The organism is Cobetia sp. 10Alg 146 (genome assembly GCF_029846385.1).
Classification (GTDB): Bacteria; Pseudomonadota; Gammaproteobacteria; order Pseudomonadales; family Halomonadaceae; genus Cobetia; species Cobetia marina.
Genome location: NZ_JARWKT010000007.1, coordinates 208400 through 227469 on the forward strand (window position 1 = coordinate 208400; position 19070 = coordinate 227469).

The 19070-nt window shown below is 63.3% G+C and carries 13 protein-coding genes; 8 read left to right on the plus strand and 5 right to left on the minus strand.

Annotated elements, in window-relative coordinates; all coding sequences use genetic code 11:
• Window position 1: 1 nt before the first annotated feature.
• From QD172_RS13675 to prfB, 4 genes are all read right to left on the minus strand, one after another.
• The gene (locus tag QD172_RS13675; RefSeq protein ID WP_077377728.1) at window positions 2-313 is read right to left on the minus strand and encodes a BolA/IbaG family iron-sulfur metabolism protein; all 312 of its coding nucleotides are present in this window, start codon (window positions 311-313) and stop codon (window positions 2-4) included.
• A 254-nt stretch (window positions 314-567) separates the two neighbouring features.
• Window positions 568-951, minus strand: a complete 384-nt coding sequence (locus QD172_RS13680; protein ID WP_084207797.1) for a hypothetical protein — start codon at window positions 949-951, stop codon at window positions 568-570.
• 353 nt (window positions 952-1304) lie between these two features.
• Entirely contained in the window at window positions 1305-2843 is a 1539-nt protein-coding gene (gene lysS, locus QD172_RS13685) for a lysine--tRNA ligase (protein ID WP_176494232.1), read from the minus strand.
• 162 nt (window positions 2844-3005) lie between these two features.
• A protein-coding gene (prfB, locus tag QD172_RS13690; RefSeq protein ID WP_103751451.1) for a peptide chain release factor 2 occupies window positions 3006-4104 on the minus strand; the annotation gives its coding sequence in 2 pieces (ribosomal slippage) (window positions 3006-4028 and window positions 4030-4104; 1098 coding nt in all).
• Between the two features lie 429 nt (window positions 4105-4533).
• Between prfB and QD172_RS13695 the strand changes: the two genes are divergently transcribed.
• From QD172_RS13695 to QD172_RS13720, 6 genes are all read left to right on the plus strand, one after another.
• Complete coding sequence (locus QD172_RS13695) at window positions 4534-6159, plus strand: peptide ABC transporter substrate-binding protein (protein ID WP_279856007.1); 1626 nt, start codon at window positions 4534-4536, stop codon at window positions 6157-6159.
• Between the two features lie 150 nt (window positions 6160-6309).
• Window positions 6310-7983, plus strand: coding sequence for a peptide ABC transporter substrate-binding protein (locus QD172_RS13700; RefSeq protein ID WP_279856008.1), 1674 nt, complete (start codon window positions 6310-6312; stop codon window positions 7981-7983).
• Between the two features lie 59 nt (window positions 7984-8042).
• Window positions 8043-8969: an oligopeptide ABC transporter permease OppB gene (oppB, locus tag QD172_RS13705; RefSeq protein WP_077377715.1), complete on the plus strand. Its 927-nt coding sequence runs from the start codon at window positions 8043-8045 to the stop codon at window positions 8967-8969.
• Window positions 8970-8983: 14 nt separating this feature from the next.
• Window positions 8984-9907, plus strand: a complete 924-nt coding sequence (locus QD172_RS13710) for an ABC transporter permease subunit (RefSeq protein ID WP_084207794.1) — start codon at window positions 8984-8986, stop codon at window positions 9905-9907.
• 147 nt (window positions 9908-10054) lie between these two features.
• The gene (locus QD172_RS13715; protein ID WP_191237856.1) at window positions 10055-11650 is read left to right on the plus strand and encodes an ABC transporter ATP-binding protein; all 1596 of its coding nucleotides are present in this window, start codon (window positions 10055-10057) and stop codon (window positions 11648-11650) included.
• Window positions 11651-11950: 300 nt separating this feature from the next.
• On the plus strand, window positions 11951-13033 hold the full coding sequence (locus QD172_RS13720; RefSeq protein WP_169477284.1) for a porin: 1083 nt from the start codon (window positions 11951-11953) through the stop codon (window positions 13031-13033).
• A 169-nt stretch (window positions 13034-13202) separates the two neighbouring features.
• Here QD172_RS13720 and QD172_RS13725 read toward each other — a convergent pair whose 3' ends face one another.
• Window positions 13203-14471, minus strand: a complete 1269-nt coding sequence (locus QD172_RS13725; RefSeq protein WP_254696571.1) for an outer membrane protein transport protein — start codon at window positions 14469-14471, stop codon at window positions 13203-13205.
• 444 nt (window positions 14472-14915) lie between these two features.
• Here QD172_RS13725 and QD172_RS13730 point away from each other — a divergent pair, with 444 nt between their 5' ends.
• Both QD172_RS13730 and QD172_RS13735 read left to right on the plus strand, forming a co-directional pair.
• Window positions 14916-15374, plus strand: coding sequence for a MerR family DNA-binding protein (locus QD172_RS13730; RefSeq protein ID WP_077377703.1), 459 nt, complete (start codon window positions 14916-14918; stop codon window positions 15372-15374).
• A complete protein-coding gene (locus QD172_RS13735) occupies window positions 15371-18202 on the plus strand; it encodes a heavy metal translocating P-type ATPase (RefSeq protein ID WP_347882034.1) in 2832 nt (943 codons plus the stop codon). The genes QD172_RS13730 and QD172_RS13735 overlap by 4 nt, the downstream gene beginning before the upstream one ends.
• The last annotated feature ends 868 nt before the right edge of the window (window positions 18203-19070 follow it).

The window sequence follows — 19070 nt, forward strand, 5'->3', positions numbered from 1 at the left end:
GTCAGTGCTTGCCACCGCCCAGGCAGTTGGGGGATTCGGGAATCTCACCGCCGCGCGCCGTCCATTGCTGCGGGGTATACAGATGCAACGCCAGCGCGTGGACGGGGCCGGCGAGCTCTTCATCCAGCAGGGCGTACAACAGCTGGTGACGCTTGACCGGCATCAGGCCGTCAAAGCGCTCGCTGACCAGCGTGACCTTGAAGTGCGTCTCGGAATTGGCCGGCACGCTATGCATGTGGCTCTCGTTGACGACCTCGACCATCAGCGGGTCGAGCGTCGCTAGCTTGCTTTCTATCCGGGCCTGGACGCTCATGCGCGATCTCCTTGAATGGGGCAGCCGCCGAGCGGATGGACGGCAGGTGAAATGAAACGACATGTCGGGAAAAGGGCGCTCCACGTGACAGGTACCGCGTGGCAGATACCGGGTGACAGACACCACGGGGAAAGCCGCCACGGGGAAAGCCGCCACAGAACGCAAATGGCCCCGAGCACATTGCCCGAGGCCATTGTAACGCCTGTCGCGCTGACTGACAGCGCCGTCACGTCAACAGACGGCGCGCGACGGACTCAATCGAGATCCGCCAGCAGCTCGTCGTCCACTTCGCAGACTTCCAGCGGCGCCTCGTCATCCAGGTCAACGGCCAGGTAGCTGTGCTCGACGGTCAGGAAGCGCTCGAACAGCGCCTTGTCCATCGGCTCCGGCCAATGGCGGGTGTCTTCCTCCCAGGCGCGCAGCTCGCTTTCCAGCACGTCCAGCCAGCGCTCGGACACGAAGCCATCCAGCGCTTCGCGAGTGTCCATCTCGGGAATCAGGTAGACGGTACTCTCCTGATTGACATCCTCCAGCGCCAGATCCTCACCTCCCTCACCTTCGGATTCCAGCGAGTTGATCCAGTCGACAAACGCCTGGGTCGGCTTGACGCTCAGGGCGGAACGGTTAAGCAGCTTCATTCTGCACTCTCCAGGACATTCAGGGGACAATTCCCAAGGCAGGACACCGCCATCGTGGGTGGCTCGACACAGCCGGCACACGCTCTCGCACGGTAGACCTCGACGATACTGTCATCAGCTTCAGCACCATGAAACGGCTGACTGACAGGACGCCGACCATTATGGCCGCTCGCAGGCAACAAAGCCAAGCACCGCCTCGCCTCATCCGTGACGATTGCGCCTCGGCCACCGCTCGTCGTCAGCCAATGTCGCCCTGCAGAGACCACGACGCCCCCGATCGAGGATCGGAGGCGTCGCAAGTGCCATCAGCGTGGTTCGTCACGATGACTCACCACGGGAGGCGAGCAGCGCGATCAGCCCTGCTGCGGACGCATCGCCGGGAACAGCAGCACATCGCGGATGGAGGCGCTGTCGGTCAGCAGCATCACCAGACGGTCGATGCCGATGCCTTCACCCGCCGTCGGCGGCATGCCGTATTCCAGCGCGCGCACGTAGTCGGCGTCGTAGAACATGGCTTCGTCATCCCCGGCATCCTTCTCGGCCACCTGAGCCTGGAAGCGCTCGGCCTGATCTTCGGCGTCGTTGAGCTCCGAGAAGCCATTGGCGATCTCGCGGCCACCGACGAAGAACTCGAAGCGATCGGTCACGTGCGGGTTGGCATCGTTGCGACGCGCCAGCGGGCTGACTTCGGCCGGGTACTCGGTGATGAAGGTCGGCTGGTCGAGACGGTGCTCGGCGACGGCTTCGAAGATCTCGGTCTCGAGCTTGCCCAGCCCCCAGATCGGCTTGACCTGGATACCGAGACGCTCCGCCGTGGCACGCGCGGCGTCGTAATCGGCCAGGTCGGCTTCGGTGATGCCGTCGCCGTACTTGATGATCGACTCGCGCATGGTCATCTGGATGAACGGCTGGCTCAGGTCGTACTCGCTGCCCTGACAGGTGATCTGCGTAGTGCCGAGCACTTCCTGGGCTGCGGTGCGGATCATGTCTTCGGTCAGCGCGATCAGGTCACGGTAGTCCGCATAGGCCCAGTAGAACTCGAGCATGGTGAACTCGGGATTGTGACGCGTCGACAGCCCTTCGTTGCGGAAGTTGCGGTTGATCTCGAACACGCGCTCGAAGCCACCCACCACCAGACGCTTCAGGTACAGCTCCGGGGCGATACGCAGGTACATTTCCATGTCCAGCGCATTGTGGTGCGTGATGAACGGACGCGCGGTCGCACCACCCGGAATCTGCTGCAGCATCGGCGTCTCGACTTCCATGAAGCCGCGGTCGCTGAGGAAACGACGGATGGAGGCGACGATGCCGGCACGCAGCGCGAAGGTGCGACGTGACTGCTCGTTCATGATCAGATCGACATAGCGCTGGCGATAGCGCATTTCCTGGTCGGACAGACCGTGGAACTTGTCCGGCAGCGGACGCAGGTTCTTGGTCATCAGCTGGGCGCTTTCGATCATGACGTACAGATCGCCCTTGCCGGACTTGTGCACTGGGCCACTGGCACCGACGATGTCGCCGATGTCCCAGCCCTTGATGTCCTCGAGCAGCGCTTCCGGCAGGCCCTTCTTGTCGACATAGAGCTGAATCTGGCCGGAGACTTCCTGCAGCACGATGAAGGGGCCACGCTTGCGCATGATGCGCCCGGCGACGGCGGCCTTGCGGTCCAGCGTCTCCAGCTCGGCCTTGTCCTTCTCGCCCAGCTCCGCCTGCAGGTCAGCAGCGAGGCTGTCACGACGGAAGTCATTCGGGAAGGCGCTCTTGCCTTCGGCGGCGGCCTGCTCACGGCGGGCACTCAGCTTGGCGCGACGTTCGGCGATCAGGCGATTCTCTTCCTGAGCCTGTTCGGCGGCCTGCTGCTCATCAATGGCGGGGGTCTGCTCTGTCGACATGGAGGGGCCTGTCTCGTATCAAAGGGTCATGGCCAAAGCCACGACAGATCAAGATCAGCCTGGGGATAGCGCATCAGGACTGATCGCGATTCGGGAATTCGTGGCCTCCGCCGGCGATACCGGCGGAGGCGAATGGGCGCTGGTTCGCGAGTCTCCTCGCGATCAGAGCCCCATCTTGAGGCTGGCGACGATGAAGTCATCGAGATCGCCGTCGAGCACCTTGTCACAGTTGCTCGACTGGACACCGGTCCGCAGGTCCTTGATGCGCTGGTCATCGAGGACGTAGGAGCGGATCTGGCTGCCCCAACCGATGTCGGACTTGGAGTCCTCGAGTTCCTGCTTGGCGGCGTTGCGCTTCTGCATCTCGGCTTCGTAGATACGCGCCTTCAGCATCTTCATGGCGCGGTCACGGTTGGAGTGCTGGCTGCGCTCGGTCTGGCAGGCCGCCACGATCCCTGTCGGGATGTGGGTGATACGTACCGCGGAGTCGGTGGTGTTGACGTGCTGACCACCGGCACCGGAGGAGCGATAGGTATCGGTGCGCAGATCGGCCGGATTGATGTCGATCTCGATGTTGTCATCGATTTCCGGCGACACGAACACGGACGCGAACGAGGTGTGACGACGGCCGCCGGAGTCGAAGGGACTCTTGCGCACCAGACGGTGCACACCCAGCTCGGTGCGCAGCCAACCGAAGGCATAGTCGCCCTCGATGTGAATGGTGGCGGACTTGATGCCCGCGACTTCACCGGCACTCGCCTCGACGATCTCGGTCTTGAAGCCGTGATGCTCGGCCCAGCGCAGGTACATGCGCAGCAGCATGTTGCCCCAGTCCTGAGCTTCGGTACCACCGGAGCCGGCCTGGATGTCGAGGTAGGCGTTGTTGGCATCCATGTCACCGGAGAACATCCGGCGGAACTCGAGCTTCTCGAGACTGGCCTTGAGCTGATCCAGCTCGCGGACGACTTCGTCCACGGTGCCTTCATCCTCTTCCTCGACCGCCATCTCCAGCAGGTCAGCGCAGTCGGACAGGCCGTTGCTCATGTCGTCGAGGGTCTTGACGACCAGCTCCAGCGACGCACGCTCCTTGCCGAGTTTCTGCGCGTATTCCGGGTCATTCCAGACATCCGGATTCTCGAGTTCGCGAGTGACTTCCTCTAGCCGATCCTGCTTTTCGGCATAGTCAAAGATACCCCCTCAGGACTTCTGCCCTTTCGGACAGGTCCTTGATGAGGTTGGTGATCGGATTGATCTCTTGCATGGTCGTCCTGTCTTGAGGCGATGATGCGTGAATGGGGCGCGACAGCCCTGTCGAAGGGGACAGCCTGCGAGACGTTGTCCACTGGACACCTGCGCAGATCGACAGCGCGCGAAGCCCGATATTGTAGCCATTTCCCGGCGTGGCGACCATGCCCGCCCCATCATCCGTGGCCAGGTGGCCGAAGGACGCTCTCGGGTATCCGTCACGCTGCCCGCCAGCCGGCAGCTGCCTGCCTTCCATGCGACTGCGACCAAAGTCATTCAAACGGCTGTCAGCCCCGGAACGCCCGATTTTCCGTGCCTTGCATGGCGATCATCGAATGCATGCATGAGCTATCCATTTTTTAACATGGACAGCAGGCAGGAAAAGACTCGATGGTAGAAGGCATCACTCGTATTCCCCCTAACAACAATAGCGAGCCTCCCTACCATGGCACTACTGCACTCCTCGTCTCATGCGCCGGCCCTCCCCAAGCGCTTCGCGCTCAAGCGACTGGCAAGCTCCCTGCTGCTGGCCGGGAGCATCGCCGCTTCCCCGGGCATCATGGCCGACACCCTCAAGCTGGCGATCATGGGGGAACCGGCCTCGCTGGACCCACAGCAGATCTCCGGCACCTGGGAAAATGACGTGGTGGGCGATCTCTTCGAGGGGCTGGTCACCGAAGCCGCCGATGGCGAGCGCATCCCCGGCGCGGCCGAGTCATGGCAGATTTCCGATGACGGCAAGACCTATACCTTCACGCTGCGCCAGGACGGCAAGTGGTCCGACGGTGAGCCGGTGACCGCCGAGGACTTCGTGCACGCGCTCAAGCGCATCATGACACCCGAGAATGCCTCGGATTACGCCTACATCCTGTATCCGATCAAGAATGCCAAGGCCATCAACAGCGGCGAGGCCGAGCCGGATACCCTCGGCGTGCGAGCCGTGGATGACCACACTCTCGAGATCACCCTCGAGCGCCCGACGCCCTACTTCCTGGACCAGCTCTCGCATTACACCGCCTACCCGCTGCCGAAACATGTGGTGGAGAAGTACGGCAAGGACTGGACCGACCCCGGCAAGATGGTCTCCAACGGCGCCTTCGAGCTGAGCGAGTGGCAGCCGCAGACCCGCATCGTCGCGCTCAAGAATCCTGAATTCCACGATGCCAAGGAGGTCGCGCTGGATGAGGTGATCTACTACCCCATCGAGGAGCGCAACAGCGCCCTGAAGCGCTTCCGCGCCGGCGAGATCGACATCGCACGCGAATTCCCCACCCAGCAATACGGCTGGCTGAAGGATAACCTGCCGGACGCCACCCACGTCGCGCCCTACCTGGGCATCTACTACTACGTGCTCAATTCACGTGACGGCCATGCCACGGCAGACCCGCGGGTGCGCGAGGCGCTCAACCTCTCCATCCGCCGCAACATCATCACCGACAAGATTCTCGGCACCGGCGAAGTGCCGGCCTACAGCTTCGTGCCCACCGGCGTGAACCACTACGACATCCAGGAGATGCCCTTCAAGGACATGTCGATGGATGAACGCATGCAGAAGGCCAGGTCTCTGATGGAGGACGCCGGCTACGGCCCGGACAACCCGCTGGAGCTGACCCTGCGCTACAACACCAGCGAAGACCACAAGAAGGTGGCCATTGCCGCCGCCGCGATGTGGAAGCCGCTGGGCGTGAAGGTCAATTTGCTGAATGCCGAGGTCGCGGTGCACTACGAGGACATGCGCCAGGGCAAGTTCGATGTCGGTCGCGCCGGCTGGATAGGCGATTACAACGACGCCCAGAACTTCCTCAACCTGCTGGAAACCGGCGTGCCCAACAATTACGGCGCCTATTCCAACAAGGCGCTGGATGACGACATGCAACAGGCCGCCGATACCCTCGACATGGATGACCGAGAGGCCCTGATGCAGGACGCCGAGCGCAAGGCGCTGGATGACTACGCCGTGTTGCCGATCTACTACTACGTGTCACGCAACCTGGTGAATCCCAAGCTCAGCGGCTGGCAGGGCAACATCGAGGATATCCACCGCTCGCGCTGGGTCTCGTTCTCCGAGTGAGGCGAGCCTGCTGAGCCTCTGACCAGGCTCGCCGCTCTCTCGAATGTCATGGGTTCACGCGGCTGTCCACCAGGGCGGCCTCGTGGCATCTGCCAAGGATGGCACCAGAAGATGCCGTCGCGCCCCACGGGCGTGACAAGGAGTCGACGCATGTCCCCCACTTCCCCGATGCAATGCGCGGCAAGCCTCGGCGCAGGCCTGCTGCTGTCCGTACTCTCCGTGTCCATGAGCGCTTCCAGCAGCGCCATGGCCGCACAAGCCACAAGCTCCACCAGCTCCACAAGCTCCATAAGCCCCGCAAGCCAGGACGAACAGATCCTGCGTATCGCTAATGGCGCCGAACCCGGCTCGCTGGACCCGCAACAGACCAGCGGCACCTGGGAGACACGCATCGTGCGTGATCTGTTCGAGCCGCTGATCGCCTACTCCGCCGACGGCGAGCTGATTCCCGGGCTGGCAGAGCGCTGGGAGTCGTCCGCCGATGGACGGATCTGGACCTTCCATCTGCGCGCGGGGCTTGAGTGGTCAGACGGCACGCCGTTGACCGCCGAGGATGCGGTCTTTGCGCTGCGCCGCCTGCTGACACCGGCTACCGCGGCCCACAACGCGACCCTCTACTACCCGATCGTCAATGCCCGCGCGGTGAATACCGGCGCGCTGCCCCCGGATCAGCTCGGCGTGGCCGCGCCCGATGCGCAGACGCTCACCATCACGCTCAGTCATCCGTCGGCAACACTGGCGCAGACGCTGGCGATGAGCGAAGCCGCCCCGCTGCCACGCCATGTGATCGCGGCCAATGGCGCTGACTGGACGCGGCCGGCCAACATGGTCACCTCGGGCGCCTTCGTGCTCAAGGAATGGGCGCCGCAGTCGCATATCACGCTGACACCCAACGCGCGCTATCACGGCGCACAGAACGTCACCCTCGACGAGGTGGTCTACCTGCCCATCGAGGAGAGCCATGCCGCGCTCAATCGCTTCCGTGCGGGTGAAGTCGAGATCGCCTATGGCGTACCCGCCAGCCACTACGCGTGGATTCAGGACAATCTGGCCGAGGCCCTGCACACCTACCCGATCCTCGGCGAGTACTTCTATGTCTTCAATCTGCGCGAGGGCTCGCCCGTGGCGGACCGGCGCATTCGTCGCGCGCTGAATCTGGCCACGCGTCGTGAGGTGATCACCGAGCGCATTCTCGGCATGGGCCAGATCCCCTCCTGGCATTTCGTGCCCGAGGCGTTGAGTGAACATCAGGGCGCGCGCTTCGACTTCGCTGACTGGTGGATGGACCGGCGCATGGCGAAGGCCCGCGAGCTGATGGCAGACGCGGGCTACGGGCCAGACCACCCGCTTGAGCTGACCCTGCGCTACAACACCCTGGAAGACCACAAGAAGATCGCCGTGGCGCTCGGAGCGATGTGGAAGCCGCTGGGCGTGCACGTGACGCTGACCAATACCGAGGCCGCGGTGCATTACCGGGATCTGGCGCTGGGCGATTTCGAGGTCGGCCGTTACGGCATGATCGCGACCATCGCCGATGCCTACGACTTCCTTAACGCCTTCAGCAGCGACAACACCTCCAACGCACCCGGACTCAGCTCACCGGCCTACGATGCGCTGATCGAGGCGGCGGCCCGCGAGGGCGATGACGATGCTCGCCGGCAACAACTGCACGATGCCGAGCAGTATCTGCTCGACCACGATGTGGTGCTGCCGCTCTACGACTACGTCACCTCCAGTCTCGTGACCCCCGCCATCAGCGGCTGGGCCCCCAACGCGCTGGACGTTCACCCGAGTCGCTATCTGCATATCGACTCCTCGCACTGACCGATGACAGCCACCCATAACAACGACACACCCGGGCAGCGGCCCGAACGGAGCACTGGATGCTGAGCTACACCCTCAAACGGTTGCTGCAGGCGATTCCCACCCTGCTGATCGTGATCACCCTGTCGTTCTTCCTGATGCGGGTCGCCCCGGGCGGCCCCTTCGATGGCGAACGCCGCCTGCCGCCGGAAATCGAGCAGAACCTGCGCGCGGCCTATCACCTGGATGAACCGCTGCCGATGCAGTACATCCGCTATCTGGGTGATCTGGTACAGGGCGATCTCGGCCCGTCCTTCAAGTACAAGGACTTCGACGTCAGCGAGCTGATCAGCCAGGGCTTCCCGGCCAGCCTGGAGCTGGGCATGTGGGCGATTCTGGCCGCGCTGCTGATCGGGGTGCCGCTGGGGGTGATCGCGGCCATCCGGCGCAACTCGACGGCGGATTACGTGGTGATGAGTACTGCGCTGGCGGGGATCGCGGTGCCCAATTTCGTGATCGCCCCGCTGCTGGCGCTGGTGTTCGGCGTGCTGCTCGGCTGGCTGCCGGCCGGCGGCTGGAACGGCGGCGCCTGGCAGAACCTGCTGCTGCCGGTGGTGGCACTCTCCATCCAGCAGATCGCCTACATCGCCCGCATGATGCGCGCCAGCATGATCGAGGTACTGGGCAGTCACTACATCCGCACCGCCCGCGCCAAGGGGCTGAGCGAGTGGAAGGTGATTCTGCGCCATGCCTTGCGACCGGCGATGCTGCCGGTGGTCTCCTACCTCGGCCCGGCCATTGCCGGGATCATCACCGGCTCCGTGGTAATCGAGCAGATCTTCGGCATTCCCGGCATCGGGCGCTATTTCGTGCAGGGTGCGCTCAATCGTGACTACACCCTGGTGATGGGCACGGTGGTCTTCTATGGCGCCTTGATCCTGCTGCTCAACCTGATCGTCGATCTGCTCTACAGCATGCTCGACCCGCAGATCCGCTACGACGACTGACCCGAGGCCCTGACATGTCACAGACAACTCCCGCCCCCCACGGCACCGGCGCTGCCAGTGCCTTCGACGGCCAGCCCCCTGCGGCACCGGCAGGCGACAGCCTGACCCGCGATGCCTGGCGTCGTCTCAAGCAGAACCGCGCCGCCATGTGCAGCCTGGTGGTGATGACCCTCGTCGTGCTGGCCTGCCTGATCGGCCCATGGCTGACGCCCTTCGAACTCGACGAGGTCGACTGGAACGCCATCGGCACCGGCCCGGACCTGGCCTCCGGCCACATCTTCGGCACCGACGTCAACGGCCGTGACCTGCTGACCCGTACCCTGCATGGCGGCCAGATCTCGCTGTCGGTGGCGCTGGTCGCCACCTTCGTCAGCCTGGTGATCGGCGTGCTCTACGGCGCCGTCTCCGGCTACTTCGGCGGGCGCACCGACAATCTGATGATGCGCTTCGTCGACATCATGTATTCGCTGCCGTTCATGTTCCTGGTGATCCTGCTGATGGTGGTGTTCGGTCGCAACATCTTCCTGATCTACGCCGCCATCGGCGCGGTGGAGTGGCTGGACATGTCGCGGATCGTGCGCGGCCAGGTGCTGGCACTCAAGAAGCGCGAATTCGTCGAGGCGGCGCATGCACTCGGCGTGCGTGATCTGCAGGTCGTGACGCGTCACCTGATTCCGAACGCGCTGGGCCCGGTGATCGTCTACGTCACGCTGACGGTGCCCAAGGTCATCCTGCTGGAGAGCTTCCTGTCATTCCTCGGGCTTGGCGTGCAGGAACCGCTGACCTCCTGGGGCGTGTTGATCTCCGAAGGCAAGGACATGATGGAGACCGCGCCCTGGATGCTGCTGGTGCCCTCGGCCTTCCTCGCCGCGACCCTGTTCTGCCTCAACTTCCTCGGCGATGGCCTGCGTGACGCCCTCGACCCCAAGACTCGCTGAACCGGAGCGCTGATCATGACCTCTTCACCTTCACCCTCCGGCACCGCCTCCAGCCTGCCGCCAGCGCGCAACGCCGCCGACCAGGCCCGCGCCGACACCCTGACTCGCCTGGGACTGGCGGCCGAGGCGCCGGGCACGCCGCCGCTGATGGAAGTCGATGACCTCAAGGTCGACTTCCAGCTGCCGGACGGCGCGGTACCCGCCGTCAAGGGCGTCAGTTTCACCCTCAACAAGGGCGAGACGCTGGCGCTGGTCGGCGAGTCCGGTTCCGGCAAGTCGGTCACGTCCACCGCCATCCTGCGTCTGCTGCCGGAACTCGCCGAGATCAAGGGCGCCATCCGCCTGCGCGGCGAAGACCTGCTGAGTGCCTCGACGCGGCGCATGCGCGAGCTGCGCGGCAACCGCATCGCCACCGTCTTCCAGGAGCCGATGACCTCGCTCAACCCGCTGCATCGCATCGGACGGCAGATCATCGAGGTACTGGCACTGCATCGTGATCTCAAGGGCCGCGCGGCTCGTCACAAGGCGCTGGAACTGCTGGAGCAGGTCGGCATCCCGGAGCCGGCGCGGCGTATCGACAGCTATCCCCATGAGCTGTCCGGTGGTCAGCGTCAGCGCGTGATGATCGCCATCGCGCTGGCCTGCGAGCCGGACCTGCTGATCGCCGATGAGCCGACCACCGCGCTGGACGTCACGGTGCAGGCGCAGATCCTGCGGCTGCTCAAGTCGCTGCAGCAACGCTACGGCATGGCGATCCTGTTCATCACCCACGACCTGAGCATCGTGCGCCACTTCGCGGACCGTGTCTGCGTGATGCGCCACGGCGAGCTGCTGGAGACCGGCACCACCCACGAGGTCTTCGACAACCCGCAGCACGCCTACACCCGCATGCTGATCGATGCCGAACCGGCCGGCGAGAAAGCACCGGTGGCGGCGGATGCGCCGGTGCTGCTCTCGGCACGCGATGTGCGCGTCAGCTTCACCATCAAGCGGCCGCTGTTCGGCCCCAAGGTCGCCTTCGAGGCGGTGCGCGGCATCGATCTCGAGGTCCGACGCGGCCAGACCATCGGCATCGTCGGCGAGTCCGGTTCCGGCAAGTCCACGCTGGGTCGTGCCCTGCTGCGCCTGCTCAAGAGCCAGGGCAACATCGACTTCGATGGCGTGGACATCGCCGCGCTGGACAAGTCCGGCATGCGACCGCTGCGCTCACGCATGCAGGTCGTCTTCCAGGACCCCTTCGGCTCCCTGTCGCCGCGCCTGACCGTGGGCGAGATCATCAGCGAAGGCCTGCGCGTGCATCATCCGGAGCTCAATCGCGCCCAACGCGACGCACAGGTCTGTGAGGCACTCTGTGAGGTCAGCCTCGACCCCGGCATGCGCAATCGCTATCCGCATGAATTCTCCGGCGGCCAGCGCCAGCGTATCGCCATCGCTCGCGCCCTGGTGCTCAAGCCGGAATTCCTGCTGCTGGATGAGCCGACCTCGGCGCTGGATCGCTCGGTACAGGTCACGGTGATCGACCTGCTGCGCGACCTGCAGGCGCGTCATGGCCTGACGTACCTGTTCATCAGCCATGACCTGGCGGTCGTGCGTGCACTGTCAGACCACCTCATCGTGATGAAGGAAGGCGAGGTGGTGGAAAGCGGCAGTACCCACGCCATCTTCGAGGCGCCCCGTGAGCGTTACACCCGTGAATTGATGCAGGCTGCCTTCGCCCCGGACCTGGGCCAGGCGCACCACTGACACCCTGAACACGACGACATGCCTGATGGGCGCTTCGGCGCCCATCAAGACCCCGCTTTGCCTGAGAAAAGGCTCAGGCAAGGACAGCCGAGTCGGTCACGCGAATCGACATTGGCTGCCAACCGGGTGCGTGCACCCGACCGAGGCCGGAGCAGGATGCTCCGGCATTCCCCACACCGATGGAAAGACATGCACAGGATGACGATGCAACCTACAACAACAGCCAGCATCCCCCTTCTCACTCACCCTCGTCTGCGTCACGCGATTGGCGCAGCCCTGCTCGGCACGGGACTGCTGAGCATGAGCCCCATGGCTCAGGCCATCGAGGTCTACAAGACGGATACCGACCGCGTCGAGTTCAGTGGCCGCCTGGCGGCGTTTGCCGTGATCCAGGATGGCGCACACGATGAGATCTACAACGGTGGCTCGCGGATTCGCCTGATCCACGAGCATCAGTTCCAGCAAGGCTGGAGCTCGATCATCCGGGCCGAATGGGGCTTCGACCCCTGGTTCAAGGATGGCACCGATGCTCACTACAAGCGCATGCTCTACGCTGGGGCGGCACACGAGAAATGGGGCAGCTTCACGGTCGGCAAGCAGTATGGCCCCTGGTACGACATGGTGGCCGTCAACACCGACTGGTTCTGGATCAATGGTGGCGAGGCGTCCGGCACCTTCGAAGGCCGCAGCGGAGATGGTGGTCTGCATGGCACGGGACGCCCGGACAACTCGCTGTACTGGAAGAAGGGTTTCGGAGAGTTCACCGTCGGCCTGCTCTACCAGCTCAGTCATGATGGCCAGCACAGCAACGAGACCTCGCTCTTCGAGGACGGCGTCTTCACCACCGAGACCGAGTACTCAGGCTATGAGCGCGACTACAGCTATGAAGCCGCGCTCAACTGGCATCCGAACGAGGACGTCACGGTGGGCGGGGTCTTCCACCATACGGAGCTGAGCGACTACGAGAGCGGCAACAGCGAGAACGGCGATGTCGATGCCTGGTTGCTCGGCGGTCACTGGTCGCCGGGCAACTGGTACATCGCGCTCGTCGGCGGGGAATATCGCAACCACATCGCCGGCAGCACCCTGGACTCCTCGGAAGCCTTCGTCGACAAGGCGCGCGGCGCGGAATTCGTGGTCAATTACAAGTTCAAGGAGGTCATCTGGGGCGATGACAGCGTCGAGCTCTATGGCGGCCTGAACCACCTGGAAGACACCGACAGCGAAGCCCGCTACGCCTATCAGATCCTGGGCGCGGCCTGGCGAGTCAAGGACCTGACGCTGGCCACCGAGTACCGCTTCGACAACAGCCGCCAGTCAGACGGCAGCGAGTACAGCGCTGACCGGGACCAGCTGATGTTCCTGGCACGCTACGACTTCTGATCGTCATGTCAGACGCTGGTGACGGACCGCCGATGCTCGCGCTGAGGCGATGGTCCCGCCCCTGCCGGATGGCCTCCGGCAGGGGCAACAAAAAACGCCCGGTCATGTGACCGGGCGTTTCTGTATTGGTTGTCCTGAGATCCGCTCAGCGTTTCAGCCGCTTACGTACTCAGAAGCGATAGGTCGCGCCGAGACCGAATCCATGCGCTTCATTCTCGTAATCAGCTTCATAGGTCCCACGGTTGGGCTCGCTCAGGCTGACGGTGGCCGTCTCTTCCCACAGGTAGGTGTAGGCCATGTCGATGGTCAGCTCCGGCATCGGCGTCCAGCCGGCCCCCAGCGAGAAGATGGTGCGATCCCCGGACGGGATACGCGCGCTGCGATGCTCATCCACGGTCGGGCTGTCATCGAAGGCCATGCCGGTACGCAGCACCCACTGCGGATTGAGCTGATAGCTCAGACCGACCGCATACTGCCAGCTGTCCTCGTAGCCCTGCTCCTCGACGATGTCGTTCATGTTGTCGACTTCCACCGCGATCTCGTCGAAGCGGCTCCAGTGCACCCAGGTCACGCCCGCCATCAGCGTCCAGCGATCATCCAGCTTGTGCGTCACGGAGAAGTCGATGCTTTCCGGCAAGGTCACATCCAGCGATGCATCTTGCTCAGTGTTCACGAGACCCGGCGCGGTCATGCTGCCATTGAAGACATTGTTGTACTTGGCCTCACCTTCCAGGCTGTAGTCGACCTTGGAGCGATAGGACAGACCGAGACGGGTACTTTCCACCGGCTGGAAGATGACCCCGACGTTGTAGCCCCAGGCGGCATCATCGCCCTTGATCTTGACCTTGCCATCGCCTGCACCAAGGACATCGGCGGTGTTGGAGGTCAGCTCACCCTTGATGCTGTTGTAGGTCACACCGGCGCCGATGGCCCACTTGTCATTGATGCGGTAGGAGATGGTCGGCTGGGCGGTGACCACCTCGACTTCACTGTAATTGGCGAAATAACGGCCACGGAAATCAGAGCCATAATCGGTGATCACACCAAAGGGCGCATAGACCCCGAAGCCCAGCGCGACCTGATCGTTCATCGGTTGCACGTAATAGAAGGAAGGCACTGCCGCCCCCGGCACCATGTCGCCGTCATCTCCGCCAGAGACTGGCCGACCGAGTGCATCATTCGCGCTGGCGACATCAATATCGGTATTGACGTCCAGATAGGTCACCCCACCGGTGATCTGGGCGCGATCCAGGAAGGACATGCCAGCCGGGTTGCCGAAGACGGTGGAAGCATCGTTGGCATTCGAGGCGCGCCCGGCGAAGGACGTCCCCTGAGTGCTGACGCTCTGCTCGTTGAGCTGGAAGGCCCCCGCGTGAACGCCACCGGCATAAGCCGTGGCAGCCGCTGCCAGCGCGACCCCGAGGGTGAGTTTGTTCATCTTGTTTTTCATTATGGATGGCGTCCCATTGCAGGTGGCTTGGAGAGCTGCATGTTGTTGTTATCGTTCGTTGATGCATAGCCCTGACACCTACGTTTTGGGCGAGTCGCCCGTTCAAGTCAAGGGCGAACGTTTGTTTGAATAGGGAGATTTCTAGTATTTGGGGAACTTTCATTCATGTCTGCACTGTCATCGTGTTGCTAACCCCATGTCCTGGCGATCATTTAGCGTCTGTTCGCCAGCGTTTAAAACATGGCGGGGCTCTCGCCTTCCTCTCTAGCCTATTGGTCGAACATCAGGTTTTTCGTATGTAGTGGGTCGCTTGACCTATGTCCTGCACATAGGTCTTACACTGAGGATCATTCACGGAACATTGGCTGCCGACAGACCTTCAGGGCAGCCGAATGCTCTCTCCGCCACTCTTGATCACGAGGAGATGATGCAATGAAAGTCGCTGAACTGGCCCGCGAGGGAAACGTCACCGCCGAAACCGTTCGCCATTACACCCGCCAGGGCCTGATCACGGCCCGGCGCGATCCCGTCAACAACTACCAGCGCTTCGATGAGCAGGCGCTGGTACGTCTCAAGTTCATCAGCCAGGCACGCCAGTTGGGCTTCAGCCTTGCCGATATCAAGCAGATTCTGCAGCAGGCTGACCAGCATGACTCCCCCTGCCCCATGGTGAGAGACCTGCTCAAGGAACATCTGCCCCGAGTGCGTGAGCGCATCCGCGAGCTGGAAGCCCTGGCAGAGCGTATGGAGCATGCCATGGAGAGCTGGCAGGACATGCCGGACGGCGTGCCGGATGGCAACAGCGTGTGCTGCCTGATCGAGGGGCAATCATTCCCGCCCCCCTCAGAAGAGAACGGAACGTACACCCCTGACACAGGGAGGACCTCATGAGCCACGACCCCATTGCCACGATCAGCGTGATGAACACTGACGGCATCAGCTGCCAGGGGTGTGTCACCAGGATTCGCAAGGCCTTGCTGGCACAGGATGATCAGGCCGAACTGGTCGGCGCTCCCCAGGCCCAGCTGCTGCTGGTACACACGAGGCTGGGTGAGGAAGGAGTGGCGAAGGTGGCGCAGGACAGCGGCTATCCGCTCACCCCGGCAGCACCGGCCACCCCTGCGAACCTCGAGATCAACGTCTACGGTATGCACTGCCAGAAATGCGTCGCCAAGCTGCGCAATGCCATTCAACACTGGGATTCGGCCGCGACCGTCAGCGGTACGCCGGCAGACAACGTCCTGCAGGTCTCCAGCTGGCTGCCGGAAGCCTTGCTTGAGCGTCTTGTCGTCGAGGCGGGCTATGCATTGGAACCTCCTGCCGAGGGCGACACATCAGCGGATCTCACTGAGTCCGACGACACCACGGAGGATCACGCAACGGCGGCTCCATCGGCAGCAGAACCCTCTCCGGCCAGCCCGACGGATAGTGGAAGTCTTGAGCTCTCGCTGTCCGGCATTACCTGCGCCAGCTGTGTCGCCACTATCCAGAAGACACTGGATGGGCTGGATGGCGTGGAACATGCCGAGGTCAACTTCGCTTCGCGCACGGCACAGGTCAAAAGCCAGCTTGCGGCCACCGAGATCATCGCGGCCATCGAAGGGGTGGGATATGGGGCCAGCGTGGTGAAAGACCCGAGCGCCAATGACGCGCAACAGCAGGAAGAAGCTGACCAGGAATATCGCTCTCGCATCCGTGACAGCGCGCTGTCACTGGGCATCGGTATCCCGCTGATGATCAGCATGTTCTTCCATCATCCCGGCTTCGAAGGTCTCGAACGTGGAGTGTGGCTGGCCATCGGGGTCGCCGTGCTGGGTGTGCTCGCCACCGCAGGACGCAGCTTCTTCACCAGCGCCTGGAAGGCCTTCACCCATCATCAGGCCAACATGGACACGCTGGTGGCACTCGGTACCGGAGCAGCATGGCTCTATTCCATGGGCGTGCTGATCTTCCCCGAGACGGTGCCTCAGGCGGCTCGTGGCCTCTACTTCGAAGCCTCGACCATGATCATCGGCCTGATCAGTCTTGGTCAGGCACTGGAGGTCAGAGCCCGCGGGCGTACACAGAAAGCACTGCGCGCGCTGCTGGATCTGCAGACCCGTACCGCTCGGGTCATTCGCGAGGGCGAAGAGCGCGAGATCGATGTCAACGACGTACGCAGCGGTGACCACGTGCGCATTCGCCCCGGTGAGCGCATCCCGGTGGATGGCAAGGTGATCGAAGGACAGAGCCACATCGATGAATCGATGTTGAGCGGTGAGCCACTGGCTGTCTCACGTGGTGTCGGCGATGACGTGGCTGCCGGCACGCTCAACACGCGTGGCAGTCTGGTCTTCGAGGTCGAGCGCATCGGCAGCGAGACACGCCTGGGCCGCATCATCAGTCAGGTGCGTCAGGCGCAGAACTCGCGCCCCCCGATCGGACGGCTGGCCGATACCATCTCCGGCGTATTCGTGCCCAGCGTGATGATCATCGCCATCGTCGCGGCGCTTCTCTGGTTCAACGTCGGGCCCGCCCCGACTGGCGTGCATATGCTGGTGGTCGCGACGGCGGTTCTCGTCATCGCCTGCCCCTGTGCACTGGGTCTGGCGACGCCCATCTCGACCATGATCGGGGTCGGCAAGGCAGCGGAACATGGCGTGCTGGTCCGCAGCGGTGAGGCCCTGCAGACCGCCAGTCGCTTGACGGCACTCGTGGTCGACAAGACCGGTACCCTGACGCGCGGCAAGCCGGAAGTCACTGAAACGCATCGGGTCTCGGGGGAAAGCGAGCAGGAGGTGCTGGATGCCGCCCATGCCCTGGAGCGAGGCTCCGAGCACCCCCTGGCCACCGCGCTGCTGGCACATATCGACGCACAGCGTCCCGAGGCCTCGCGCAGCAAGGCCTTCAATGACTACCAGACCATCAGCGGGCGCGGCATTCAGGCTCAGGACGATGCAGGCCGCACCTGGCGCATGGGCAACGCTGCCATGCTGGAGGATGCAGGTATCAGCCTTGCACCGCTGAGTGAGCAGATCACGTCGCTGGAAGACAATGCCCGCACCGTGATCCTGATGGCACGTGACAATGCATTGATCGCCGTCTTCGGGCTGGCCGACCCGCTGCGTGACGATAGCCGCGACGCCATCGCTCGCCTGCATGCCGTTGGCCTCAAGGTGATCATGCTGACCGGTGACAATCAGCACACGGCCGCTGCCGTGGCCCGTGAGACCGGGATCGATGACTATCGCGCCGGCGTCTCACCGGATGACAAGCACGATGAGATCGCCCGCCTCCAACAGGAAGGCCATGTGGTGGGAATGGTCGGCGACGGCATCAATGATGCGCCGGCGCTGGCGCTGGCCGATGTCGGCTTCGCGATGGGTGAAGGTACTGATGTCGCCATCGAGACGGCCGGCATCACGCTGATGCAGCCCTCCCTGGCAGGGGTCGCGGACGCGATCGCGATCAGCCAGGCCACGCTGCGCAACATCAAGCAGAACCTGGTGGGTGCCTTCGGCTACAACCTGATCGGCATTCCGATTGCGGCAGGCATTCTCTATCCCTTCACCGGCATGCTGTTGTCGCCGGTGATCGCCGGGCTGGCCATGTCACTGTCTTCCGTGACGGTCGTGACGAACGCCAACCGCCTGCGGGGGTTCACTCCCCCGGGGGCAGCTCGGTCACGTACGGACAGCACAGGAAATTCTTCCACCATGCCACAAGGAGAGTCAGCATGATCTGCATACTCGTCAATCTGATAGGGCTTGGCCTGATCGCTGCCATCGTCTGGTGGTTCTGGCTGGCCAGGTCATGAACCACGGCTCTGCCACTGATCCGTAGCACCTTCATTTGATCAGTGAAGGCAACTCAAGACGCCCTGCCACGCACTGTGTGGCAGGGCGTCTTCGCGTCAGCCTCTAGCGGGTCCGATGTCCGCCAAGACCCTGTCGCTCTTCCGGGACAGCGCCATGTAACAGCGACAGTTGCCCCGTAAGTCGGGTCCCTCTCGCGCCGCCAGAGGGTGTGGACAACTTGTCTTCCTGGTTGGCGTCCACCTGTCCACACCCGCTCTCCCGGCGGTTCTGCATATCAGTGCGTCACTACCTCGACGAAGCGCCTCCCGCTTTACCGTACTCTGCCCACCTCGATGCCCCAACGCAGACCGCCCCTGCAGCTGGGCTGCAGGGGCGGTTTGGTACAAGTGCCTGACGAGCCTTGCATGACGGTCGTGGGGCGGCCACCCGCGACGCTTACAGGAAGAAACACCGTCCAGGCAGAGCTATCTCCTATCTCGCCCTTCTCACGCAGCGCGTGTACCTCTCCGAGCACGATTTTTCCTACGCACAAAGAGAACCGCCCCTGCAGCAAGGCTACAGGGGCGGTTCAGTATAAGTGCCTGACGAGCTTTTCATGACGGTCGTGGAGCGGCCATCCGTGGGGCGGCCGTCCGCGACGCTTACAGGGAGAAATACCGTCCAGGCAGAACTATCTCCTATCTCTCCCCTCTCACGCAGTGCGTGCACCTCTCCGAGCACGACTTTTTCCGCGCACAAAGAGAACCGCCCCTGCAGCTGGGCTGCAGGGGCGGTTCAGTATAAGTGCCTG